Origin of the sequence: Pseudomonas sp. B22(2017), assembly GCF_002113105.1 — a bacterium.
GTDB classification, from domain to species: domain Bacteria; phylum Pseudomonadota; class Gammaproteobacteria; order Pseudomonadales; family Pseudomonadaceae; genus Aquipseudomonas; species Aquipseudomonas asiatica.
The window spans coordinates 156669-179782 of the sequence record NZ_NEJN01000002.1 but is presented as its reverse complement, the minus strand read 5'-3'; the positions used below and the strand labels follow the sequence as shown (position 1 = coordinate 179782).

General features: G+C 64.8%; 18 protein-coding genes. 5 read left to right on the top strand and 13 right to left on the bottom strand.

Annotated elements, in window-relative coordinates; all coding sequences use genetic code 11:
- Nucleotides 1–73: 73 nt before the first annotated feature.
- The 5 genes from CAG18_RS04680 to CAG18_RS27250 all read left to right on the top strand — a co-directional run bounded on the left by CAG18_RS04680 (nt 74) and on the right by CAG18_RS27250 (nt 9112).
- A complete protein-coding gene (locus CAG18_RS04680; RefSeq protein ID WP_085720481.1) occupies nt 74–3004 on the top strand; it encodes an aminotransferase in 2931 nt (976 codons plus the stop codon).
- A gap of 171 nt (nt 3005–3175) precedes the next feature.
- Entirely contained in the window at nt 3176–4081 is a 906-nt protein-coding gene (locus CAG18_RS04675) for a LysR family transcriptional regulator (RefSeq protein ID WP_013973410.1), read from the top strand.
- A gap of 122 nt (nt 4082–4203) precedes the next feature.
- Nucleotides 4204–5163 carry a hypothetical protein gene (locus CAG18_RS04670; RefSeq protein WP_085720480.1) on the top strand — a complete coding sequence of 320 codons (960 nt, stop codon included), beginning with the start codon at nt 4204–4206 and terminating at the stop codon, nt 5161–5163.
- Nucleotides 5160–8360 carry a T6SS effector BTH_I2691 family protein gene (locus tag CAG18_RS04665; RefSeq protein WP_085720479.1) on the top strand — a complete coding sequence of 1067 codons (3201 nt, stop codon included), beginning with the start codon at nt 5160–5162 and terminating at the stop codon, nt 8358–8360. Before CAG18_RS04670 ends, CAG18_RS04665 begins: the two co-directional genes overlap by 4 nt.
- Nucleotides 8342–9112 carry a DUF6708 domain-containing protein gene (locus tag CAG18_RS27250; RefSeq protein ID WP_223997972.1) on the top strand — a complete coding sequence of 257 codons (771 nt, stop codon included), beginning with the start codon at nt 8342–8344 and terminating at the stop codon, nt 9110–9112. Before CAG18_RS04665 ends, CAG18_RS27250 begins: the two co-directional genes overlap by 19 nt.
- Nucleotides 9113–9235: 123 nt before the next feature.
- Here the strand turns inward: CAG18_RS27250 and CAG18_RS04655 are convergent, their stop codons facing one another.
- The 13 genes from CAG18_RS04655 to CAG18_RS04595 form a co-directional block, all read right to left on the bottom strand.
- The gene (locus CAG18_RS04655; protein ID WP_013973414.1) at nt 9236–9931 is read right to left on the bottom strand and encodes a response regulator; all 696 of its coding nucleotides are present in this window, start codon (nt 9929–9931) and stop codon (nt 9236–9238) included.
- On the bottom strand, nt 9928–12582 hold the full coding sequence (locus CAG18_RS04650) for a sensor histidine kinase KdpD (RefSeq protein ID WP_085720477.1): 2655 nt from the start codon (nt 12580–12582) through the stop codon (nt 9928–9930). Before CAG18_RS04650 ends, CAG18_RS04655 begins: the two co-directional genes overlap by 4 nt.
- A 156-nt stretch (nt 12583–12738) precedes the next feature.
- Nucleotides 12739–13290, bottom strand: coding sequence for a potassium-transporting ATPase subunit KdpC (gene kdpC, locus CAG18_RS04645; RefSeq protein WP_085720476.1), 552 nt, complete (start codon nt 13288–13290; stop codon nt 12739–12741).
- A 10-nt stretch (nt 13291–13300) separates the two neighbouring features.
- Nucleotides 13301–15355 carry a potassium-transporting ATPase subunit KdpB gene (gene kdpB / locus CAG18_RS04640; protein ID WP_085720475.1) on the bottom strand — a complete coding sequence of 685 codons (2055 nt, stop codon included), beginning with the start codon at nt 15353–15355 and terminating at the stop codon, nt 13301–13303.
- A gap of 9 nt (nt 15356–15364) precedes the next feature.
- Nucleotides 15365–17059: a potassium-transporting ATPase subunit KdpA gene (kdpA, locus tag CAG18_RS04635; RefSeq protein WP_085720474.1), complete on the bottom strand. Its 1695-nt coding sequence runs from the start codon at nt 17057–17059 to the stop codon at nt 15365–15367.
- Between the two features lie 9 nt (nt 17060–17068).
- Complete coding sequence (kdpF, locus tag CAG18_RS04630) at nt 17069–17158, bottom strand: K(+)-transporting ATPase subunit F (RefSeq protein WP_085720473.1); 90 nt, start codon at nt 17156–17158, stop codon at nt 17069–17071.
- A gap of 239 nt (nt 17159–17397) precedes the next feature.
- The gene (locus CAG18_RS04625; protein ID WP_013973419.1) at nt 17398–18450 is read right to left on the bottom strand and encodes an AI-2E family transporter; all 1053 of its coding nucleotides are present in this window, start codon (nt 18448–18450) and stop codon (nt 17398–17400) included.
- A gap of 12 nt (nt 18451–18462) precedes the next feature.
- Entirely contained in the window at nt 18463–19254 is a 792-nt protein-coding gene (locus tag CAG18_RS04620; protein WP_085720472.1) for a DUF4892 domain-containing protein, read from the bottom strand.
- A gap of 109 nt (nt 19255–19363) precedes the next feature.
- Nucleotides 19364–20218 carry an alpha/beta hydrolase gene (locus tag CAG18_RS04615; protein ID WP_015271082.1) on the bottom strand — a complete coding sequence of 285 codons (855 nt, stop codon included), beginning with the start codon at nt 20216–20218 and terminating at the stop codon, nt 19364–19366.
- Nucleotides 20215–21003: an alpha/beta fold hydrolase gene (locus CAG18_RS04610; protein WP_015271083.1), complete on the bottom strand. Its 789-nt coding sequence runs from the start codon at nt 21001–21003 to the stop codon at nt 20215–20217. The genes CAG18_RS04615 and CAG18_RS04610 overlap by 4 nt, the downstream gene beginning before the upstream one ends.
- A gap of 235 nt (nt 21004–21238) precedes the next feature.
- Nucleotides 21239–21697: a phosphohistidine phosphatase SixA gene (gene sixA, locus CAG18_RS04605; RefSeq protein WP_015271084.1), complete on the bottom strand. Its 459-nt coding sequence runs from the start codon at nt 21695–21697 to the stop codon at nt 21239–21241.
- Complete coding sequence (locus CAG18_RS04600) at nt 21694–22041, bottom strand: DUF4389 domain-containing protein (RefSeq protein WP_013973424.1); 348 nt, start codon at nt 22039–22041, stop codon at nt 21694–21696. The genes sixA and CAG18_RS04600 overlap by 4 nt, the downstream gene beginning before the upstream one ends.
- 36 nt (nt 22042–22077) lie before the next feature.
- Nucleotides 22078–23103 (bottom strand): NAD(P)H-dependent glycerol-3-phosphate dehydrogenase, encoded by a 1026-nt coding sequence (locus CAG18_RS04595; protein ID WP_013973425.1) that lies wholly within the window; start codon nt 23101–23103, stop codon nt 22078–22080.
- Nucleotides 23104–23114: the final 11 nt, after the last annotated feature.

Here is a 23114-nt window from a genome sequence, read left to right as displayed (position 1 = left end):
AATCGTCTTCCATCATCAGCCAGATCGGGCATAAATTCTCCACCGTCAACCCCAGCAGCAACGGTAGAGCCCCATGTCCAGCCCACAACACCAGCCCGCCTCCCCTGCCCTGACCACGCTGATCCAGCGCTCCGGCCTGCCCAGCCCTGCGCTCGGCGAAGCCCAGGCACATGCCGTGCTGCAAACGCACTACGGCATTGCCGGCAACCTCTCGGCATTGGGCAGCCAACAGGACCTGAACTTCCGAGTAGACGCTCCACAAGGCCGTTTCGTGCTCAAGGCCTGCCACGGCAGCTACGCCCAGGTGGAACTGGAGGCCCAGCACGCCGCCCTGGCCTACCTGCGCGAACAGGGCTTGCCTGTGCCCGCCGTGCGCCCGGCTAGCGATGGCCAGATGCTGCTGGCGTTGGAAATAGACGGGCAACCGCTGCGCATGCGCCTGCTCGACTACATCGAAGGCCAGCCACTGACCCGCCTCAAGCACATGGAGCCACGCCTGATGGCCGAACTCGGCGGGCTCTGCGCGCGGCTGGACAAGGCCCTGGCCACTTTCGACCACCCGGGCCTGACGCGCACCCTGCAATGGGACCCGCAACATGCCCAGGCACTGATCCAGCACCTGCTGCCCGTGCTGGGCAACGCCGAGCAACGCGCCCGTATCGAACGGGCCACCCAGCTGGCCGCCGAGCACCTGGCGCCGCTGGTCGACCAGCTGCCAAGCCAGGCCGTGCACCTGGACATCACCGACGACAACGCCGTCTGGGCCCGCGATGTCGAGCGCCAGTGGCAGTTGCAAGGGGTGATCGATTTCGGCGACCTGTTGCGCACATGGCGCATCGCCGACCTGTCGGTGACCTGCGCCGCATTGTTGCACCACGCCGAGGGCGACCCGCTGCGCATCCTGCCGGCCGTGCGTGCCTACCAGGCGCTCAACCCGCTGAGCGAAGCCGAACTGCGGGCGCTGTGGCCACTGGTGCTCAACCGCGCTGCCGTGCTGGTGCTGAGCAGCGAACAGCAACTCGCCGTAGACCCCGGTAACCAGTACACCCGCGACAACATCGCCCATGAATGGGAAATCTTCGACACTGCCACCGCCGTACCTTTCGCGTTGATGGAAGCGGCCATCCTGCAAGCTGCGGGCCTGCAGCCAGCCACGCCGGACCTGAGCGGCTGCGCCCTTCTGCTCCCTGAACTGGATCTGCAGGCAGTGACGCGCGTCGATCTGGGCGTGCTCAGCGTGCATTGCGAGTCGGGCAACTGGGAGCAACCGGGCTTCGACCAGCACCTGCTGACCACGCAACCAGCACCGGCCTGCAGCCTGCACGGGCAGTATCGCCTGTCGCAAACCCATATCGATCGCCCCGAAGAGCCTGCCACCTGTGCCCTGGGCGTCGAGCTGCATGTACCCAACGGCAGCCTGGTGCAAGCGCCAGATGCCGGCACCTGGCAGCGCCATGGGGACGGCCGTGGCTGCCTGCGCAGCGCGCACTGGGCGTTGTGGCTGCAAGGCCTGGAAGACGCGCCTGCAGATGGCCAGGCCGTGGAAAAAGGCCAGTCGCTGGGCAGCAGTTGTGGCTTCCTCTGCGTGCAACTGTGCCTGGATAGCGGCATCCAGCCGCCGTTCTTCGCCACCCCATCCCAGGCAACCGCCTGGCTGGCCCTGTGCCCGTCGCCAGCTGCGTTGCTGGGCTTCGACTGCAATGCCGAGCCGCTGCCCGACCCGCAGGCCCTGCTGGCCCGCCGCGACGCCAGCTTCGCCCGCTCGCAGAAGCACTACTACGCGCAACCGCCTCACATCGAACGCGGTTGGCGCAACTACCTGATCGACATGCAGGGCCGCTCGTACCTCGACATGCTCAACAACGTCGCAGTGCTGGGCCACGGCCACCCGCGCATGGTCGCCGAGTCGGCACGGCAGTGGTCGCTGCTGAACACCAACTCGCGCTTCCACTACGCGGCCATCACCGAGTTCTCCGAACGCCTGCTGGAGTTGGCACCCGAAGGCTTCGACCGGGTATTCATGGTCAACAGCGGTACCGAAGCCAACGACCTGGCGATTCGCCTGGCCTGGGCCTACAGCGGCGGGCGCGACCTGCTCAGCGTGCTGGAGGCCTACCACGGCTGGTCGGTGGCCACCGATGCCATTTCCACTTCCATCGCCGACAACCCGCAGGCCCTGGAAACCCGCCCGGACTGGGTGCACCCGGTCGAGGCGCCGAACACCTTCCGCGGCCGCTTCCGTGGCGCCGACAGCGCCACCCACTACCTGCGTGACGTCGACGCCAAGCTGGCCGACCTCGACGCCCGTGGCCGCCAGTTGGCGGGCATCATCTGCGAACCGGTGTACGGCAATGCCGGTGGTATTTCGTTGCCGGCCGGTTACCTGCGCGAGGCCTATGCCAAGGTCCGCGCCCGGGGCGGTGTGTGCATCGCCGACGAGGTACAGGTCGGCTATGGCCGCCTGGGCGAGTACTTCTGGGGCTTCGAGGAACAGGGCGTGGTGCCCGACATCATCACCATGGCCAAGGGCATGGGCAACGGCCAGCCACTGGGCGTAGTCATCACCCGTCGCGAGATCGCCGAAGCGCTGGAGGCCGAGGGCTACTTCTTCTCCTCGGCCGGCGGCAGCCCGGTCAGCTGCCGCATCGGCATGGCGGTGCTGGATGTGATGCAGGAAGAAGGCCTGTGGGACAACGCGCGCGATACCGGGCGCTATTTCAAGGCGCGCCTGCAGGCACTGGTCGACAAGCACCCGCTGGCCGGCGCGGCGCATGGTTCGGGCTTCTACCTGGGGCTGGAACTGGTGCGCGACCGCGCAACGCTGGAACCGGCAACCGAGGAAACCATGGCCCTGTGCAACCGCCTGCGTGACCTGGGCATCTTCATGCAGCCGACCGGTGATTACCTGAACATCCTCAAGATCAAGCCGCCGATGTGCACCACCCGGGCGAGCGTGGACTACTTTGTCGACAGCATTGACCGGGTGCTGGGTGAAGGGCTGTAGGTGCTTGGCTTTGGTTTTTCAGCGCCTGTGAGATCGAGCGCCGCGCGGGCGGCGCTCGATCTCACAGGCGCTGACAATCCCCCGCCGAACCGCTCGGCACCCTGGTGCATTCTCAAACAAAAGCCCCATAATTTTCTTCCATAACACTCCCCGTCATCAGGTTTACTGACAATGGCCTTTACCAGCGACTCCCTGGCAATCTTCCTCGCGGTGCTGGAGGCAGGCTCGTTCTCTGCCGCCGCGCGCAAGCTGGGGCGTGTGCCTTCGGCCGTGAGCATGGCCATCGCCCAGCTGGAGGCGGAGCTGGACCTGGTGCTGTTCGACCGGGCCACGCGCAAAGCCTTGCCAACCAGCGCCGCCCTGGCCCTGGAGCCCCAGGCCAGGCAGGTGATCTGCCAGCTCAACCTGCTCGATGCCCAGGCCCTGCAACTGCACAAGGGGCTGGAAAAGCGCCTGACTATCGCCATGGCCCCCGAGCTGCAGACCGGCCGCTGGAGCCAGCCGCTGGAAACCCTCGCCCAGGAATTTCCCAGCCTGGAAATCGAAGTACGCTCGGCCACCCAGGCCGAAGCCATCCGCCTGCTGCATGACGGTAGCGTGCAACTGGCACTGGTCTTCGAAAGGCCTGGCATCGACGAGCGCGAGTCATTCCTGGAAGCCGGCAGCCAGTTGCTGGTGGCCGTCGCCTCCCCCCGCCATCCGGCCGGGCAGAACAGCGGCACGCCGTTGCCGGAAGAGACTTTCGCCGAACAGCGGCAGATCATCGTGGCGTCGGGCAAGGCCACCGGGTCGGACCCACGCATGGTGCTGTCGCGGCGCATCTGGCTGACCGACAGCTACCTGGCCACGCTGGACCTGGTGCAATCGGGCCTTGGTTGGGCCTACCTGCCGCAGCCTTTGGTCGAGCCGTTGATTGCTTCGGGCGCGCTGGCGGAGGTGCGTTTCGACAACATGGCCAGCCGATTGCGCTTGTGGGTGGACATCATCTGGGTCAAGTCGCGCCCGTTGGGCCTGGGCGCGCGGCGTTACCTTGACGTGATGCGCCAATGCTTTGAAACAGAATCCCCGAGGTCCTGAGCGATACGACTGCCTCGTCCGACAGCGAAAAATCCTACAGCTGGTTAGGAAGCCGATAACTACCTGCAGCATTGATTCCCCGTTAGGTTTCTGCTCGCCATCAAGAAGAAAAGGAACTTCTCATGTCGAGCCAGTCCACGCAGGGCTACGTGCAGTCGGTCGATCACTTCGCCAACCAGCAGCGCCAACCAGAAGAAGCCCTCTACCTTTTACTGGACCCATTCGCCGGCTGCCCGCCTGAGCACCCGCTGGCCATCGCTGCCCTCAGCGAAGCGCTGGGTAGTGATGCCGTAACGCGCGTCGACTGCAGCGGGCTGGTGCAGGATCCTGAATGCTGGCCAGCTCTGGTGCGGCTCGCCGAACCCGGCGATGCGCCCACAGCCCTTGCCCTATTAAGCGCGACCTGCGCCGCTCGTGAATCGGCAGCTACCTGGCACTACGTGTGTGGCTGGCTGATCAGCGATCAACCCGCCGACCTCATCGCCCAGCACATCAGCCAGCAGTGTCAGGTGCTGCACCAACCAGAACTGCACGGTATCACCGCCTGGTTCGAACCCGTGCGGCTGGCGCTGCTACGCGCGACCCTGAAAAACGCAGGCGAAGTCCTCGGGCCTGTTCGCAGCTGGCTACATCCCGATGGTTCTGGCAGTTGCGAGGTATTCGAGCGAGAACCCATGGCTGGCGAACTGGCCGTCCCCGAGGCCGTAAGGGCGACCCAGCACGTCGCACCGCAGATCATTCAACTGCTCGGTGCCTGGCATCGCCTGAGTGCCGTGCAGCATCCCCATGCACCCTGGCACTTCCCAGGTTCATCAGGCCTGCCGGAAAACGCACCCACCCATGCCATGAACCTGATCCTCAAGGCCTTCAGGCAAGGCCTGCGCGACCGTGCCGATATCCAGTGCATGTGCCTGCACATGCTCATGATCCACCCACTGCTCCTTCAGCACCCGACCATCCAGCACGAGGTGGAAAGGGCAGCGGCCGGCGAGCAGCGCCTGGCGGACCGCTTCGCCAGCTACGACGACTGCACCTGGTCGCACATCGTCGCCGGCTTGCCGAAGGCAAGGAGTTACCCATGAGCATCAGCAAAGCCATCCACATCGCCATGCAGGAAGAGATCCCCAACACCTACGGCACCTGCAATGCCTGCGAACGCTCCGGCCTGCCGATTCTACTGCTGCGCGAGGCCTACGCCCCACGCCCGGACACAGGGCGCCCCTATCGCCTGGCAGACGACAGCGAAATCATCTTCCACCCGATGCACACCGACCAATTGCGCCTCCTGCGCCAAGGTTATGTCTACGTACTGCTCGACCAGGAAATCTGGCAGGCCTACGAGGTGGCGGCGGAAGGTACCTTGCGGCGCTTCCCGGTGTCGCAGATGCCCTTTGGGCCACCCAGGTCGTTACCCAAGGTATGCGCCACCGAAGGCCACGATGTGATTGCCTCGTTCATCAACATCGATACCCTGCTCTACCGCAAGGCCTGGATCGCCTTCGCCAACGACCCCTGGCCCCGTTCGGTACTCGACCGCTATCGGCAAGGCATCGCCGACAGTGACCCGGGCACCCTCGCCCGCTTCGTCGAGGTGGACCTGAACACCGCACGCAACGACCCTGCCAGCCTCGGCATCGCCATGACCGACAGCTTTCGCTTCGGCCTGGAACAGGTGCTGGAGTTCTCGACCTTTTCTTCTGCCAGGTTTACCAGCGTCCATGGCTTTTACAGCCGCCTGGGCCGCTGGCATGAAACCCGCACGCATGTGCGCAATGTCATCCAGCAGGAACAACTGCCCAATGGCGTGTTGGCGCTGACATTGCCCGACCCGGTCGGCATGGTCATGGAGCTCAACGCGCAACGCGCTGGCTGGGTGCAGGCCCTGCAGGAATGGCGGGCGCAGCCGCAGCGGCACTTCGAATACTTCACCTCGCAAGCACTACTGGGCATCCGCGAATTGCACGCGGCCATGGCGGCCGTGCAGGGTGCCGAGGACGCGCAGCGGGAAGCCCGGCAGGTCGAGCAATGGAACGACAGCCCGATCGCGGCCAAGGCGTATCTGCCGCCGGTGGACATCGACGCGCAGACCGAACGCAACACCGCGCGCAAGCAGCAGGACGCCCGCGAGCGGCTGGAAGAGCGTTACGACGAAGGCGCCCGCGCAGCGTTCCAGGCCGACTACGACCGCGAACTGAAAAACTGGCAGTCGATGATCGACCAGGTTGGCGATCTGTATGCGCGGCACTATGCCAAGCGGGCGTTTCAACAGATCGGCTACTACGACTATGACGCGACCTCCCCTGTTTCGGTGGAGTACTTCATCCAGATGATGGCCGCCTGCCTGGCCGGCGGGCCCACTGAAACCCTGCCGCAGGAGGGTCAGCCACTCGGGATCACCCAGCATATCTGGCAGCAGCTGCTGGAAGACGACCGCAGCCTGTTGTACCAGGCACTGCTGGCCAAGAACCAGAAGCTGATGCAGCAGGTGGCCAGCGCGCTGTCCGGGGACGACTTCGGCAAGGTGTACGACATCATCAAGGGCATCGCCGGTACCGCCGATGGCCAACTGCTGATGATCAAGCCGATACAGGATGCCGTTGGCCAGTTGCTGGCCGCGACCAACAGCGCAGGGAATGCGCTCAGCCAGCACCTGAGTGAACGGACCAAGACCCTGATCGGTCATGTGCATCGCTCGGCGTTTGCACTGTTCGCCGGGCAGCAGGTAACGCCGCTGCGGGTGTCGCTGACAGTGGGCGAATACATGAGCCTGCTCAATGAAGCCTTGGAAGCGCGGACCGATGCGTTTCTGCAGCAGGTAGACAAGCAGTTCCGTGACCCACTGGGCCGCAAGGTGCGGGCCATGGTGCTGAGTGGGGCGATCAATATTGCGGCAGCGGGTAACCGTAGCCAGATGATCGAAGTGATGCTCTGGACGCTCGAAAGCGCCGAGAGCCTGCAGGCGCGGTTGGTGCAGTTGCGCGAGGGTGCAGCCGGTGGCGTCGGGGCGCTGGTACGCAATGTTGTGATTGGTGCGGGTACGTTGCGTGCACAGGTTACGGGTGGCTTGAAGATCAGTTCTACGGCCGCGCAAAGCGTGGCAAGCGATGCGATGCGCAGCCTGCGGGATGCTGCAGCGAGTAGCGGAAGTGCCGGGCTGCTATTTGCCTTGGGCAGCATGTGGTTCCATCAGGACAGCCTGGGCAAGAACTATCGAGCGTTGCAAGAGACGCATCAGGACAACCCGGAGGCGCTTGCGGCGATCTGGTCTTCCTCCCTGGGTTTTTTGGGGGCGAGTGTGGAGGCGGCAGGACTGGCTGTTGCAGTCATACGCCCGAAGATACCGTGGCCCGGAACAGTGACGACAACGTCTTTGGGAACCGGTATTGCTCGATACGGCGCCGGCATTGCGGGAATAGCTGGAATGATGGATGGGGCACAGTACCTGTTCGCCAGCCTGCGTACTCATAAGCGCGGAGATTTAACGTCAGCAGATGAATACAGGACTGCGGGCATAATGGCTGGCGCTTCCGCCATTGCAGGTGTACTTGGAGCTTTCGGCCCCGCCACATTATTTGGCCCAATCGGTATAGCTATCATTCTAGGACTGGCCGCCTATGCAATAGCTTCCGAGGCAAAGCAAAATGAATCCTCTCCAACAGAGCTTTGGGCTCGTCAAAGCAGATGGGGATTATCTGAAGACAACCGTCTCTGGACCGAAGCCAAGCATCTTGACACTGCAATTGGTGCTTTGAATGCGGCAGCAATTGGCGTTCAAGCCGAGATTTCCATAAGGACTCAACTCACCAATCATACGAACATGCAGACTTCCGAACCAAAAGGGATGATCATCGGCAACGAGCCTGCAATACCCGCAGAATACACACTTAATTATTACTTCCTCTTACCTAAATACACCGAGGGTACATCTCGCCATGAGTGGCATTTAAGCATTCATCGTACTGGCGCTAAAAGAGAAATCATTACCGTATCGGGTGATAGTAGTCCGACTAACCAATTGCAGATCAGCCTACCAAAGGGAAAAGGAGTCTTCGGACACATTGATAACCCACAGCCTTTGGTGCGTTTCAACAACAAGAACAGTACGTTGACCATACAGGGGACTCTGCCTTTGCTGGTAGATCATCACATCAACGCCATTGAATTTAACCTGCGTTACTGGCCAGACAAGCAGGACGAACTTGGGCATGCCCATGTAACAATAACAGAAAACTACATGCACAGCTTGGAGCCCCTGACAAAATGGCCCGACCCTTATTAAATCCTGCCTGCCCGGGCTGGAAGGAAGACCTCCCCGCCCCTTACACAGTCAACTCAATAGAAAAATATATGGGCAATCAAATACCTAACCATCAGTGCATGACTTACTTAGAGATTCCGCGACAAAGCGTATCATCACGAGGGGTGATTTCAGCCTTTGCCTTCCTCTTGTGCATACTTTTCGCCTTTAGCCTTTACATGATGACACTTACGCTCGACCCCCGAAATTTTGAATCGCTGCTGCTCTCAATATCTGAAATCTTCCTGGTTACCTGGCTGGTTACTATAGGCCTTCGCATGGATATTTCTCCACCTCGCGACGAACCCATCAGGTTCAACCGTGCACGCCAGAAAATCTACGCCTACAACTTCAAACGCCAATGGTGGAACCCCTTCGACAAAGGCAAGGTCGTGCCGGTCAGTTACGACTGGTCCCAAGTCCGCGCCGAGCGCTGGTCACAAACCGGCGCCCTGCCAAACGGTGGGGTCATTTTCAAATGGGGTGTCATGCTGTCCATCGTCGCGCCGGGCACGAACAACGTCATCGACCGTTTTCACCTGAGCACCATGGGGGCCGACCAGCATGCCTGGGCCTACATCTGCACCTACATGCAGGAAGGCCCCTCAGCCCTGCCACCACCCGGGGAACCCAAGGATCACAACGATGTGCTCTGGTGTGAGTTCGCCCTGCGCCTGGCACCCCGAGTAGAGTGGCCAGCGGAAATGGATCTGGAGTCGAGAACCGCCCCCTGAACTTACTGTGTTGCGCTGCTTGCGTTGGCCCCATCGCCGGCATGCCAGCTCTCATAGAACTGCACATAACTCATTGAATTAGCAGGGACCCTGTGGGAGGGGGCACGCCCGCTCCCACAGGGATTACATGGTGGGCGCCACCAACCTGTATCCCACCCCTGGCTCGGTGATGATGAACCGCGGCGCCGTGGGGTCATCTCCCAACTTCTGCCGCAGATGCCCGACCACTATCCGCAGGTAATGGGTGTCATCCACATGGGTAGGCCCCCAGATATCCTTGAGCAGTTGCTGCTGGGTAATCACCCGCCCCGGGTGCCCGGCCAGTTGCGCCAGCAACGCATACTCCTTGCGGGTCAGCGCCACTTCCACGCCATCCAGGGTCACCCGGCGAAAGGCAAAGTCCACCATCAGCGGCCCAAAGCTGGCCGCCACTTCCGAGCCACCGGCCTGCGGCACCTGGCGCAGCAAGGCACGCACCCGCGCCAGAAACTCCTGGATGCCGAACGGCTTGGTCACATAGTCGTTGGCTCCACCATCCAGCGCATCGACCTTCTGCACTTCACTCGCGCGCACCGACAACACCAGCACCGGCACCGCGCTCCATTCGCGCAGGTCACGCAGTACCTGCTGGCCGTCCATGTCCGGCAGGCCCAGGTCGAGTACCACCAGGTCCGGCTTGCCCAGCGCCGCCTGGGCGAGCCCTTCCGCGCCGGTGGCGGCCTCGAGCACCTTGTAGCCTTGCGAGGCCAGGCTGATGCGCAGGAACTTGCGGATCTGCGGTTCATCGTCGATGACCAAGAGGGTGGCGGACTGACTCATGGGGTTTCGCTTTCGGTTTCAGGTTGAGGGGGCAGCGGCAAGCATAAAGTGATGCTGGTGCCCTGGCCATCGATGCCTTCGCCCACGAGGATCTGGCCGCCATGGGCGCCGATCATGCCCTGGCAGATCGCCAGGCCCAGGCCGGTGCCCTGCCCGCCGCGGTCGCCGCGAGCGGCGGTGTAGAACATGTCGAAGATCTTCTCGCGGTCTTCCACGGGAATGCCGGGGCCCTGGTCGCTGACGGCGAAACACAACTGGGCGTCCTGCACCGACACCTGCAGCTCCAGCCGGCCATTGGCTGGCGAGAAGCGCGCGGCATTTTCCAGCACGTTGACCAGCGCCTGCTCGATCAACGCCGCATGCACGAACAGCAACGGCAGCTCGGCCGGCACGTCGGTGTGTACCCGCAGCGGCGCCAGCACCGCGCGCAGGCGGTTGAGTGCACTGCCGACGATGTCGGCAGGCGCCACCCAGTCGCGGGCCAGCTTGAGGCCGCCGTGGCCCAGGCGGGTCATGTCGAGCAGGTTCTGGATGTAGCGATCGAGGCGTTCGGCCTCGTTGCGGGTGCCCTCCAGCAGTTCGCGGCGGTCGGCGGCGGGGATCGCCTCGCCCAGCGCCAGCAGGCTGTCGATGCTACCGCGCATGGCGGTCAGCGGGGTACGCAAGTCATGGGAAACGGACGCCAGCAAGGCGCTGCGCAGCTGCTCGGTTTCGCCATGCAGCCGCGCGGCCTCCAGTTGTTCGGCCAGCCGGGCGCGGGCCAGGGCCTGGGCCAGTGGTTGACCAAGGGCGGTGAGCAGGCGCCGGCGCGGGTCGCTGAGCGGCTGGCCGGAGCGTGGGCGCACACCAAGCAATGCAAGGGGCTGCTCATCCACCGCCAGCGGCCACCACCACCAGCGGCCATTGGGCAGGGTGTCGCTGCCATGACCGGCGGCCTGGCCGTGCTGCCAGGCCCATTCTGCAGCGGCGCGTTCGTTATCGCTGAAAGCATGGGCTTCGCCGCTGACCACCTGCAACTGGCCTTCGACATTGCGCTCCAGCAGGCACACCTGCATGTCCTGCCAACCGTCCAGGTGCTGGCCGGCGGCGTTGAACACCGCCTGGCGGTCGGTGGCCACGGTCAGCCGGCGCGACAGGTCGAGCAACTGGCTGGTCTGCGCCTGGGTCTCGCGCAGCGCCTGCAACTGGCGGCGCTGGCGGGCGGCCAGGTTGCCGGTGAGCGCGGCCATCAACAGGAAGAACACCAGGGTCAGCACGTCTTCTTCGCGCTGGATCCTGAACGACAGGTTGGGCGGGATGAACAGGAAGTCGTAGGTCAGGAACGACAGCACCGCGCAGGCCAGCGCAGGCCCCAGGCTGCTGCGCACTGCCACCAGCAACACCGCGGCCAGGAACACCAGCGATATGTTGGGCAGCGCCAGCACACTCGACACCGCCCAGGCCAGGCCTGCGGCCATGACCGTGGCCAGCAGCGCCAGCAGGTAATGGCGCCAGACCCACACCCGCCGTACCGCCGAACGCGGCGCTTGCGGCTGCGCGTCGCGGTCCAGCACGTTGATTTCCAGGCCGTGGCTTTCGCGCAGCAGCCGCGCGGCCACACCGGCACCGAACAGGCGCCGGCGCAGGCGGTCGCGGGACTGCCCAACCAGCACCAGGCTGGCCCGCCGTTCGGCAGCATGCTGGATCAGTGTGCGCACCACTTCGCCGGCACGCAGCAGTACCACCTCGCCGCCCAGGCGTTCGGCCAGTTGCTGGGCAGCTTGCAGGCGCTGGCGTGCGGTTTCGTCGCGCAGGCGGCCGTTGTCCACGTGCACCAGGCTCCAGGGCAGGTGGCGGCGTTGCGCCACGCGGCTGGCATGGCGCACCAAACGTTCCGCCTGGTCGTCGCCATCCACGCCCACCAGCAAGCGCCCACGCAGGGCCGGGGCTTCCTGGCCGCGCTGGCGATAACCATGGGCCAGGTCGGCATCCACCTGGGCTGCGGCGGTCTGCATGGCCAGCTCGCGCAGGGCGGTAAGGTTGGTTTGCGAGAAGAACGCATCGATGGCGGCCCGCGCCTGCTCGGGCACGTACACCTTGCCTTCGCGCAGGCGTTCAAGCAGCTCGCGGGGTGGCAGGTCGATCAGCACCAGCTCGAAGGCTTCCTGCAGCACCCAGTCCGGAAGGGTTTCGCGCACTTGCACGCCAGTAATGTCGCGGACCTTGTCGTTGAGGCTTTCCAGGTGCTGAACGTTGACCGTGGTGTACACATCGATGCCGGCGGCCAGCAGTTCCTGTACGTCCTGCCAGCGTTTGGCATGGCGGCTGCCGGGCGCATTGGTGTGGGCCAATTCGTCGACCAGCACCAGGGCCGGCGCGGCCTTGAGAAGGCCGTCGAGGTCCATTTCCTCTAGGGTGACGCCGCGGTACTGGCTACGCAGCAGGGGCTGCTGCTGAAGGCCAGCGAGCAATACCTCGGTTTCGGCACGGCCATGGGTTTCGACCACCCCGGCCAGCACCTGCACGTTCTGGCGTTGCTGGGCGTGGGCGGCCTGGAGCATGGCGAAGGTCTTGCCGACGCCGGGGGCGGCTCCAAGGAACACCTTCAACCGCCCCCGGCCGCTTCGCGGGAGGGTAGCCAACAGCGCGTCTGCGCGGGCGGAGTCACTCATCTTTCATCCTTTGCTATTTCCAGCAAGCAGCAAATCCAGGGACAAACACCGTACCTGTGGGAGCGGGTTCACCCGCGAATGCAGTAAAAGCGCCACCGACGCATTCGCGGGTAAACCCGCTCCCACAGGGTCCCTGCTAGCCCCTCAAGTCATCTATCAATGGCTGAAGTTTTCCAAGGCCTGGTTCAAGGCCAGCACATTGACCACCGGCGGGCCGATCAATGGTTGGAGGGTGGCCTCTTCCAGCAAGCCTTGCAAGCGCTCCACCGGCAACTGCCGTGCCGCCGCCACCCGCGGGATCTGGTAGGCCACGGCCTCCGGCGGCAGGTGCGGGTCGAGGCCGCTGCCCGAAGTGGTGAGCAACGCCTGGGGCACCGGCCCCTGCTGCGCCTGGTACAACGCAGCCGCATCGCCCTTGACCCGCTCGGCCAGCGCCGGGTTGCTCGGTGACAGGTTGCTGGCGCTGCTGGCCACGGTGGCGTAGGCGCCTGCCGATGGCCGCGCGTGGAACCAGCCATCGCCCTGGAAATCCTGGGCAATCAGCGCCGAACCGCGCACCTGGCCCTGGTCATCGCGCACCAGGCTGCCATTGGCCTGGCTGGGGAAAGCCACCTGGGCAATACCGGTCACCACCAGCGGATACAGCGCGCCGGTCACCAGGGTCATCAACAAGGCCAGGCTCAATGCCGGGCGTACATAAGCATTCATGGTGGCCTCCTCAGACCAGGTGCAGGGCATTGAGCAGCAGGTCGATCAGCTTGATCCCGGCAAACGGCACGACAATGCCGCCCAACCCGTAGATCAGCAGGTTGCGCCGCAGCAGGTGCGCCGCACTGGCCGCCTGCACCCGCACGCCGCGCAGCGCCAGCGGGATCAGCACGATGATGATCAGCGCGTTGAATACGATGGCCGACAGAATCGCACTCTGCGGGCTGGCCAGGTGCATCAGGTTGAGCACGCCCAGCTGCGGGTAGATGGCGGCGAACAGCGCCGGGAGGATGGCGAAGTACTTGGCCACATCGTTGGCGATGGAGAAGGTGGTCAGCGCGCCGCGGGTCACCAGCAGCTCCTTGCCGACCTGCACCACATCCAGCAACTTGGTCGGGTCGCTATCCAGGTCGACCATGTTGGCCGCCTCGCGCGCGGCCTGGGTGCCGTCGTTCATGGCCATGCCCACGTCAGCCTGGGCCAGTGCCGGGGCGTCGTTGGCGCCATCGCCGCACATGGCCACCAGGCGGCCGTCGTTCTGCTCCTGGCGGATGCGCGCCAGCTTCTTCTCTGGCGTGGCCTCGGCCAGCACGTCATCCACGCCGGCCTCGGCAGCGATGGCGGCGGCGGTCAGCGGGTTGTCGCCGGTCACCATCACCGTGCGGATGCCGAGCTTGCGCAGCTCGGCAAAGCGCTCGCGAATGCCGGGTTTGACCACATCCTTGAGGTGGATCACGCCAAGCAGGCGCTTGTCCAGGCACACCAGCAGCGGTGTACCGCCGCTCTGGGCAATACGCTCCACTTCACGGGCCAGTGCTGGTGGCATTTCCAGGCGTTGCATGCCGACGAACGCCAGTACGGCATCGACAGCGCCCTTGCGGTAGCGGTGTTGCTGAAAGTCGATCCCCGACAGGCGCGTCTCGGCGCTGAAAGCCACGGCCTCGAACTGGCCGGCGGACGGTTCGACAAAATCATGCAGCTGGCGCAGATATTCGACGATCGACTTGCCCTCGGCGGTGTCGTCCGCCAGCGAGGCCAGCAAGGCGCCCTCCCCCAGCTCGCGGGCGGTGATGCCCGGTGCCGCGTGCAGCGCACTGCAGCGGCGGTTGCCGAAGGTAATGGTGCCAGTCTTGTCGAGCATCAGCGTATGCACGTCACCGGCCGCCTCCACCGCCCGGCCCGAGCGGGCGATGACGTTCAGCCGCACCAGCCGGTCCATGCCGGCAATGCCGATGGCCGACAGCAGGCCGCCGATGGTGGTGGGGATCAGCGTTACCAGTAATGCGGCGAGAAAGATCAGCGGCAGGCTGCCACCGACAAAGTGGGCGAACGGCTGCAGGGTCACCACCACGATCAGGAAGATCAGGGTCAGGCCGATCAGCAGGATGTCGAGGGCGATCTCGTTGGGCGTCTTCTGCCGCTTGGCGCCCTCGACCAGGGCAATCATGCGGTCGAGGGTCGATTCGCCCGGGTTGCTGGTGATGCGGATCAACAACCAGTCTGAGACCAGCCGGGTATTGCCGGTCACCGCTGAGCGATCGCCGCCGGACTCGCGGATTACCGGCGCGGACTCGCCGGTAATGGCGGCCTCGTTGACCGCAGCGATACCTTCAAGCACCTCGCCGTCACCGGGAATCATTTCACCAGCTACCACGCGCACCACATCGTCCTTGCGCAGCGCGCTGGCCGCTACGGTTTCGTAGCTGCCATCACGCTTGCGACGCTGCGCGGTAAGCCCTTGGCTGCCAGCCTTGAGGCTGTCGGCGCGGGCCTTGCCACGGCCTTCGGCCAGGGCCTCGGCAAAGTTGGCGAACAGCACGGTGAACCACAGCCACAGGGTGATCTGCACGGCCACACCGGTGCTCACACCGCTGCCGGGAGCGAAACACAGGACGGTGGTCAGTACCGCAGTCAGGGCGACCACCAGCATCACCGGCGAGCGCTTGAGTTGGCGCGGGTCGAGCTTGACGAATGCCTGCACCAGCGCCGGGCGCCACAATGCGGCGAAACGGGTCTGATCCTTGGCACTTTGCCGGGCTTTTACTTCAGCAATGGGCATGTTCATGGTCGGTCCTCAAAAACCCAGACTCAAATGTTCGGCGATCGGCCCAAGGGCCAGGGTCGGCAGGAAGGTCAGGCCACCGACCAGCAGGATGGTGACCAGCAGCAGGCTGGTGAACAGCGGGCCATGGGTGGGGAAGCTGTTAAGCCCCTGGGGCGCGCTTTTCTTCGCCGCCAGGCTGCCGGCCAGCGCCAGTACCGGCAGGATGTAGCCGAAGCGGCCGATGAGCATGGCCAGGCCGATCATCAGGTTGTGGTACACCGTGTTGGCACCAAAGCCGGCAAAGGCCGAGCCGTTGTTGGCCGTGCCCGAGGTGTAGGCATACAGCAGCTGGCTGAAGCCATGCGCACCCGGGTTGCTAACTGCACCTGCCGGGCCTGGCAGGCTGGCGGCAATGGCGCCGAGCACCAACACGCCGACCGGCATCACCAACAGGGTCGCCACCAGCAACTGCACCTCGCGGGCCTGCAGTTTCTTGCCCAGGTATTCCGGGGTGCGGCCGATCATCAGCCCGGCCAGGAACACCGCGATCAGCACGAACAGCAGCATGCCGTAAAGCCCTGCACCGACGCCGCCGAAGATCACCTCACCGACCATCATGTTGACCATTGCCACCATGCCGGTCAGCGGGTTGAGGCTGTCGTGCATGGCATTGACCGAACCGTTGGAGGCAGAGGTGGTAGTCACTGTCCACAGCACCGAACCGGTGGTGCCGAAGCGGGTTTCCTTGCCCTCCATCGGGGCGCTTTGCTGTACCTGCGCGCTCTCGAGGGCCGGGTTGGGCTGGTACTCGGACCACAACGCCGTGCTGCCGCCGATCAGGAACAGCGCAAGCATGCAGGCGAGGATGGCGCGGCTCTGGCGCAGGTCCTTCACGTAGTGGCCAAAGGTGAACACCAGCGCCACCGGAATGAGGATGATCGAAGCCACCTCGAACAGGTTGCTCCAGGCCGTGGGGTTTTCAAACGGGTGCGCCGAGTTGACTCCGAAGAAGCCACCGCCGTTGGTACCCAATTGCTTGATGGCGATCTGGCTGGCGGCCGGGCCCAGCGGGATGGTCTGCTCGGTGCCCTGCAGAGTGAGCGCATGAGCGTAGTCGGCCAAGGTTTGCGGTACGCCCTGCCATACCAGCAGCAACGCCAGCAACAGGCACAGCGGCAGCAGGCCGTAGAGGATGGCGCGGGTCATGTCGACCCAGAAGTTGCCCAGCGTCGTGGCGCTGCGCCGTGCGATGCCGCGGCACAGGGCGACCAGCACGGCCAGGCCGGTGGCGGCGCTGACGAAGTTCTGCACGGTCAGGCCGAGCATCTGGCTCAGGTAGCTGACCGACGCCTCACCGCTGTAGGCCTGCCAGTTGGTGTTGGTGACGAAGCTGACCGCGGTATTGAACGCCAGCGACCATTCCTGGCCGGGTAGATGCTGCGGGTTGAATGGCAGGTAGCCCTGCAACAGCAGCACGGCGAACAGCAGCAGGAACCCGGCCAGGTTGAAGGCCAGCAGAGCCAAGGTGTACTGCTGCCAGTTCTGTTCCTGGCTGGCGCGCACGCCCGCCAGCCGGTAGCAGGCTTGCTCGACCGGGCCCAGCACGGGCGACAGCCAGGTGCGCTGGCCTTCCATGACCTTGAAGTAGAACCGCCCGAGCCAGGGTGCCGGTAGCAGCACGATGGCGAAAAATGCCAACAGCAAGGCGAAGTCGTAACTGTGCATGGCCACTCCCTAGCAGCGATCGGCGCGCAGCAGCGCCACCAGCAGATAAAACGCCAATGCCACTGCCAGCAGCAGTGACAGCCCGTCGAGCATGTTCATGTGTGGTTCTCCCCGTGGTGCGGCTTGGGCCGCTTTGGGGAAATTGTCCGAGCGAGGGGCGTAAAGGGGCGAGACTGGGAGGTGGGGATGGCGATAAAGAAGGCGTAAAGATCGGGAGTTGAGGTTGCCTGAACCGGCCTCTTCGCGGGTAAAACCGCTCCTACAGGGACCGCACCGCTCTCCCGGGCTGTGGAGATCCTTGTGGGAGCGGGTTCACCCGCGAAGAGGCCAGTACAGGTTTACTGCTGAGGCGGCTGCGGGACGGCGTTGCGGCTCCAGTCCAGCAGCAGGCTGTAGCCGACCGCCAGCAAGGTCGGCCCGATGAACAGGCCAATGAAGCCAAAGGCGATCAGGCCGCCGAACACGCCCAGAAGCACGATCACCAACGGCAGGTTGCCGCCACGGCTGATCAGGTACGGTTTGAGTACGTTGTCCACGCCACTGATGATGAAGGTGCCCCAGGCTCCCAGGAACACCGCCATGCCGTATTCGCCTTTCCATACCAGCCAGCCGGTGGCCGGAATCCATGCCAGTGGCGGGCCCATGGGGATCAGGCTGAGCATGAAGGTCACCAGGCCCAGCACAATGGCCCCGGGCACACCGGCAATCAGGAAGCCGATCAATGCAAGCACGCCTTGCGCGGCGGCTGTACCGATCACCCCGTTGACCACCCGCTGCACCGTACCGGCGACCAGCTCCAGGTAGTACTCGGCACGGTCGCCCATCAGGCGGTGCAGCAAGCGCAGGACGAACGCCGACAAGCGCGGGCCATCGCGGTAGAAGAAGAACACGAATACCAGGCTGAGGGTCAGCTCCAGCACGCCGCTGCCGATCTGCGCGCTGCGCGCCAGCAACCAGTTGCCCACCTGCCCCAGGTGCGGCTTGACCGAGGCCAGCAAGGCCGCGCCCTGCTGGTCCAGCGATTGCCACCAGCTGACCAGGCGCTCGCCAACCAACGGGATGCCACCCAGCCACGCCGGAGCATCGGGCAGGCCGTCCACCTGCACGTCACGCACGAACGCCGTCGCATCGCGAATGTGGTCGGCCAGGTTGAACCCCAGCCACACCAGCGGCAGCGCCACGATCAGGATCCAGGCAGTGGTCAGCAGGCTGGCCGCCAGGGTTTCGCGCCCTCCCAGCGCACGCGTCAGCAAGCGCATCAACGGCCAGCTGGCAAAGGCCAGGATGGCGCCCCACAACAGCGCTGAAATGAAAGGTGCCATCACCCACAGACCGGCACCCAGCAGCGCCAGCAGCAGAATCTGGACCAGCAAGCGGTCATTGTTAGCCATGGTGGTGCCCGTTCAACGGATCAGTTCAAGGTGCAAGCCGTCGGTAGGTGCACTACCGACTTCGAGGCGGCCATTGCGCACGCCCGCCTTGACCAGCGCCTCGCGCCAGGCTTCAGCCTGGGCCCCACTGAGGCTGGCACGCAGGGTGCTGTCGAGGTTCAGGCTGCGGGCCAGCAGGTTCGCCCAGGCGTCTTGCGGCGCGGCCAGGTCAGGGTAGTCGAGCTTGCCGGTGTCGCGCATTTCGCGCAGCACCGTGGCGGCGGTCGGCAGCAGTTCGCCCAGCGGGCCGCCGGCGACGAACTCTTCCACGTGCAAGTAGGCGCGGCGGTTGCCGCGGGTGACACTGTACAGCGCGACCAGGGTGTCCGCCTGCTCCGCCGAGCGGCGCAGCAGGATGAACGCCTGCTGCTCGTCGCCGCCGTTGAGGCGGGCATTGCCGAACACATCATTGGCCCACAGGCTGGCTTCGCCGCAATCGCGGCCCTGGCACCAGAACAGCGGGTAGCCGCCGTCGCGCTGCAGTGCTTCGCGAGCGCTGGTGAAGGCTTCGCGAGCAGTACGCTCGACCGGCAGTTCGTAGGTTACCGAGCTGACCTGGCCACGGCTTTCGACCTTGTCCTCGACCCTCAGGCGGCCGCTGATCTTGCGCAGTGGGCCCATGGGGTAGACGCGCTCCTGCTCCACGGCCGGGCGCTGGTCGACCACCTTGGCGTCCACCGGTACCGGCATGCCGGCCCACAAAACGGGGCTGGCGAACACCAGGCAGGCCGCGAAGGCATTACGGATGGCAACAGGCGCGCTCATTGGCGAACCAGACGGCGCTCAGCGCCGAGATGAAGCTCCAGGATGTCTGGCAGTTGCATGGTTGTCTCCCTGTTCAACCCGCCAAGCCTCGACACTTGTCCGATGCAAGTCAAGCAAAGCCAAAGAAGCGATTGAAACAGTCTGCGACAAGGGCCGCGCCCTGCTCATCGTTCAGGTGCAGGTGATGGCCACCGGGCAGCGTCACCTGCTCAAAGGGTAGCTGCTCCAGCAACCCGGTGTGGCGCGCCAGCATGCCGTCGGCGGCCACGACCAGGCGCGTCGGGCAACTCACCCGGTGCACATAGGCCATGGCCTGGGCCTCGCTCAGGCGCACTGGCGAAGGCAGGGTCAGGCGGCTGTCGCTGCGCCAGCTGTAACCGCCGGGCACCGGCATCAGGCCACGCTGGGCCAACAGCTCGGCCGCCTCACGGCTGACTGCGACCATGCCTTTCATGCGTGCCTGCACGCCCTGCTCCAGTGTGGTGTATACCGACTTGCGCTTGCCATCCAGGCGCAACTGGGCCTGCAGTGCCATGCCCAGCCGCTCACCGGCATCCTGCTCGGCGCCGGTCGGCGGGATGACGCCGTCAATCAGGGCCAGATGGCTGACCCGATCCGGCAGCGCGCCAGCCAGTTGCACGGAAATGATTGCCCCCAGCGAATGGCCCAGCAGAGCAAAACGTTGCCAACCCAGCTGCTCGGCCACCCGCAGCACGTCATGGGCGTAGTCGGCCAGAGCATAGCCGGCACCGAGCGGCCGGTGCTCGGAGTAACCATGCCCGGCCAGGTCCAGGGCGACGATGCGCAGGCCTTTCAGCTGCGGCGCCAGGCGGGCGAAGCTGTTGGCGTTATCCAGCCAGCCATGCAGGGCGATCACCGGCAGCCCCTGCTCCGGGCCGAACAGGTGCGCCGCCAGTTCGATATGGCCCAGACTCAGTCGGATTTCCTCGACCTGCGCGCTCATGCCTGGCTCCAGCGGTCGAACAGGCCCTTGATCAGGCTGGCGGTGTCGGTTGGCCGCTCCAGCGGGAACATGTGCCCACCCGGCACGCTGTGGTATTCGCCCCTGGGCATGCCACGCACGGCCAGCGTGTGGTGGCGGCGAATGACGTTGCTGCGCTCGCCGCGGACCATGGCCAGCGGCACCTGCAATTGCCGCGCGGGCGCAGGGCTGGTATGCGGGATGCTGCGGTAGATGCTGATTTCCGTGGCCGGGTCGAAGCGCAACTGCAGCCCCTGCTCCATCGCCTGCAGGCCGTGCTCTATGTAGGCATCGAGGCAGTCGGGGTCGAAATGGCGGAACAGTGACTTGCCGGCGAAATAGTCCCGGGCACTGTCGCGGTCATTGAAGGTTTCGCGGCGCCCCAGGGTGCGGCCAGCCGGGGTGATACGGTCAATGAAGCCGAAGCGCTTGGCGGTGCGCAGCAGCCACTGGTCGGCGCGGGTGAGCACCGGAGAGTCGAGCATCACCACGCCGCGATAATACTCGGGGCAGCGCAAGGCTGCGTGCAGGTGCAACACGCCGCCCAGCGAATGGCCGACGCCCCATACTGGCTGGTCTTGCCGAGCCAGGTGGTGCAGCAGTTCATCGACCAGGCTCTGCCAGTTGTCGTCCACCGGAAAACGCGGATCGTGGCCGTGCTGGGCCAGGTGCTGCACCTGGTAGTCCGGTGCCAGGGCGGCGAACAGCTTGCCGTAGGTGGCCGACGGGAAACCGTTGGCATGGGCGAAGAAGATCTGCTGCGACATGGCGCCGGGTCCGGATGCGAGATGATGGCCCATTGTCGGTATCGCGGGGCGGTTCGGCAACGTCCGGAAAGGTCATCGGCGAGGGCTATCAGGTCAGGCTTGTGGGCGCGGGCACTGCCTGCAGGAGCAGCCTTGTGCTGCGAAGAGGCCATAACTGCCGGAGAAGAGCTATTGCCCTACTGGCCTCTTCGCAGCACAAGGCTGCTCCTACAGGAAACCTAGATAGCCTGAGAACTCAGGCCGGCGAGTTGATCGCCCGAAGGGTCATCAACCCAGCCAGCGGCCAGTCCCCTTCCAGCTCCGCCAGGCTTGCAGTGCTCATGCCCGCTGGTTGCTGCTGGTGGCCATGCTGCAACGCCCCTACCAAGGTACCCACCAGCGGCTGGTGGCTGACCAGCAGCACATGCTCCAGGCCCAGGCGCTCGATTTCACCGATAACCTGCTGCACATCACTGTCAGGCGTCAGCCAGGGCACGGTGCGCACCGGTTCGGCGAAGCCCAGGGTGTCATGCACCAGGGCAGCCGTTTGCTGGGCGCGTACGTAAGGGCTGGCGATGATCGCCTGCAGCGGCTGGCCCAGCAGGCGGGCGGCGCTATGCAGCACCTGTTCGCGACCATGGGCGGTCAGCCGGCGCTCGGCATCGCTGTTGGCCCGCGGCTCCGCTTCGCCGTGGCGCAGAACCCACAGCTTCACAGTTTGGGCTCCTCGTCACGCACCGGGTGCGGGGCCGGGGCCACTGCGTGCGGCGCCTCGCCCTCCGGGGCACGCGGTGCTGGCCAGTCGGCGAACGGCCAGGGCTTCTGGTCGCTGTGGAAGCTGCCGAAGCGGCCGATCTGCGCCAGGTACTGGCTCAGGCTGTCGCCGAAGTTCATCAGGCTGGCGCTGGGGGCGCCGTACACCAGGCGGTAGATCAATTGTACCAGCACCAGGCCACCGAGCAGCAGCTCGGCCAGCTGCCAGACCACCAGGAACACCAGCATCCACAGGGCCCGCAGGATGATCGACTCGCGCTGGGCGCGTTCGGGCGTATCGTTCATGTGTTGCTCCTTGCTGTTGTCAGAGCCGCTGAAGGCTCAGTTGAAACCGCTGATGGAAATGAAATCGACATCGGTCTTCGGCTCGGCACGCATCAGGTGCTCGATCACCTGGTTCAGCGTGCGGCCTTCGAACAGGATGGCATGCAGGCCTGCCACCAGCGGCATGTATACCTGCACTTCCTGCGCCTTGGCCTTGAGCACCTTGAGGGTGTTGACGCCTTCGGCTACTTCGCCCAGGCGGCTGACCGCCTGCTCCAGGCTCAGGCCCTGGCCCAGCGCGTGGCCGACCTGGTAGTTGCGGCTCTTTGGCGAGGAGCAGGTGACGATCAGGTCACCGACACCGGCCAGGCCGAGGAAAGTCATGGGGTTGGCCCCCTGGCTGACGGCGAAGCGGGTCATCTCGGCCAGGGCGCGGGTAATCAGCATGCTCTTGGTGTTCTCGCCCATGCCCAGGGCCACCGCCATGCCAGCAATGATGGCGTAGACGTTCTTCAGCGCCCCGCCCAGTTCGACGCCAAAGCGGTCGGCACTGGCGTAGACGCGGAAGGTACGCCCATGCAGCACGGCCTGCACCTGCTGGCACAGTTTTTCGTCCTCGCTGGCGACCACCGTGGCGGTCAGCGCATGTTCGGCGATTTCACGGGCCAGGTTGGGGCCGGACAGCACGCCGATGCGCGCCTCGGGGGCGATTTCCTCGAGGATCTGGCTCATCAGCTTGAAGCTTTGCGCTTCGATGCCCTTGGTCAGGCTGACCAGGCCCTTGCCGCGCAGCAACTCGGCATGCGGAGCCAGCACGCTACGCAAGGCGCTCGATGGCAGGGCGACGAAAATCAGCTCACTGGCCTGCAGAGTGGCCAGCAGGTCGCTGACCGGCTCGACGCCGTCGTGCAAGCGGATGCCCTTCAGGTAGCGGGGATTCTCGCGATTGACCCGCATGGCCTCGGCCTGTTCCGGATCGCGCATCCATTGGCGCACCGGCACACCGTTTTCTGCCAGCAGGTTCGCCACGGCGGTGCCGAAGCTGCCGCCTCCCAGAACTGCAACAGGTTGCTGTTCAGTCATATCCAATCCGT

Bases quoted from the DNA above. Each gene is read 5' to 3' on its own strand.
- CAG18_RS04680 (WP_085720481.1), top strand. From the start codon at position 74: ATGTCCAGCCCACAACACCAGCCCGCCTCCCCTGCCCTGACCACGCTG.
- CAG18_RS04675 (WP_013973410.1), top strand. From the start codon at position 3,176: ATGGCCTTTACCAGCGACTCCCTGGCAATCTTCCTCGCGGTGCTGGAG.
- CAG18_RS04670 (WP_085720480.1), top strand. From the start codon at position 4,204: ATGTCGAGCCAGTCCACGCAGGGCTACGTGCAGTCGGTCGATCACTTC.
- CAG18_RS04665 (WP_085720479.1), top strand. From the start codon at position 5,160: ATGAGCATCAGCAAAGCCATCCACATCGCCATGCAGGAAGAGATCCCC.
- CAG18_RS27250 (WP_223997972.1), top strand. From the start codon at position 8,342: ATGGCCCGACCCTTATTAAATCCTGCCTGCCCGGGCTGGAAGGAAGAC.
- CAG18_RS04655 (WP_013973414.1), bottom strand. From the start codon at position 9,931: ATGAGTCAGTCCGCCACCCTCTTGGTCATCGACGATGAACCGCAGATC.
- CAG18_RS04650 (WP_085720477.1), bottom strand. From the start codon at position 12,582: ATGAGTGACTCCGCCCGCGCAGACGCGCTGTTGGCTACCCTCCCGCGA.
- kdpC (WP_085720476.1), bottom strand. From the start codon at position 13,290: ATGAATGCTTATGTACGCCCGGCATTGAGCCTGGCCTTGTTGATGACC.
- kdpB (WP_085720475.1), bottom strand. From the start codon at position 15,355: ATGAACATGCCCATTGCTGAAGTAAAAGCCCGGCAAAGTGCCAAGGAT.
- kdpA (WP_085720474.1), bottom strand. From the start codon at position 17,059: ATGCACAGTTACGACTTCGCCTTGCTGTTGGCATTTTTCGCCATCGTG.
- kdpF (WP_085720473.1), bottom strand. From the start codon at position 17,158: ATGAACATGCTCGACGGGCTGTCACTGCTGCTGGCAGTGGCATTGGCG.
- CAG18_RS04625 (WP_013973419.1), bottom strand. From the start codon at position 18,450: ATGGCTAACAATGACCGCTTGCTGGTCCAGATTCTGCTGCTGGCGCTG.
- CAG18_RS04620 (WP_085720472.1), bottom strand. From the start codon at position 19,254: ATGAGCGCGCCTGTTGCCATCCGTAATGCCTTCGCGGCCTGCCTGGTG.
- CAG18_RS04615 (WP_015271082.1), bottom strand. From the start codon at position 20,218: ATGAGCGCGCAGGTCGAGGAAATCCGACTGAGTCTGGGCCATATCGAA.
- CAG18_RS04610 (WP_015271083.1), bottom strand. From the start codon at position 21,003: ATGTCGCAGCAGATCTTCTTCGCCCATGCCAACGGTTTCCCGTCGGCC.
- CAG18_RS04600 (WP_013973424.1), bottom strand. From the start codon at position 22,041: ATGAACGATACGCCCGAACGCGCCCAGCGCGAGTCGATCATCCTGCGG.
- CAG18_RS04595 (WP_013973425.1), bottom strand. From the start codon at position 23,103: ATGACTGAACAGCAACCTGTTGCAGTTCTGGGAGGCGGCAGCTTCGGC.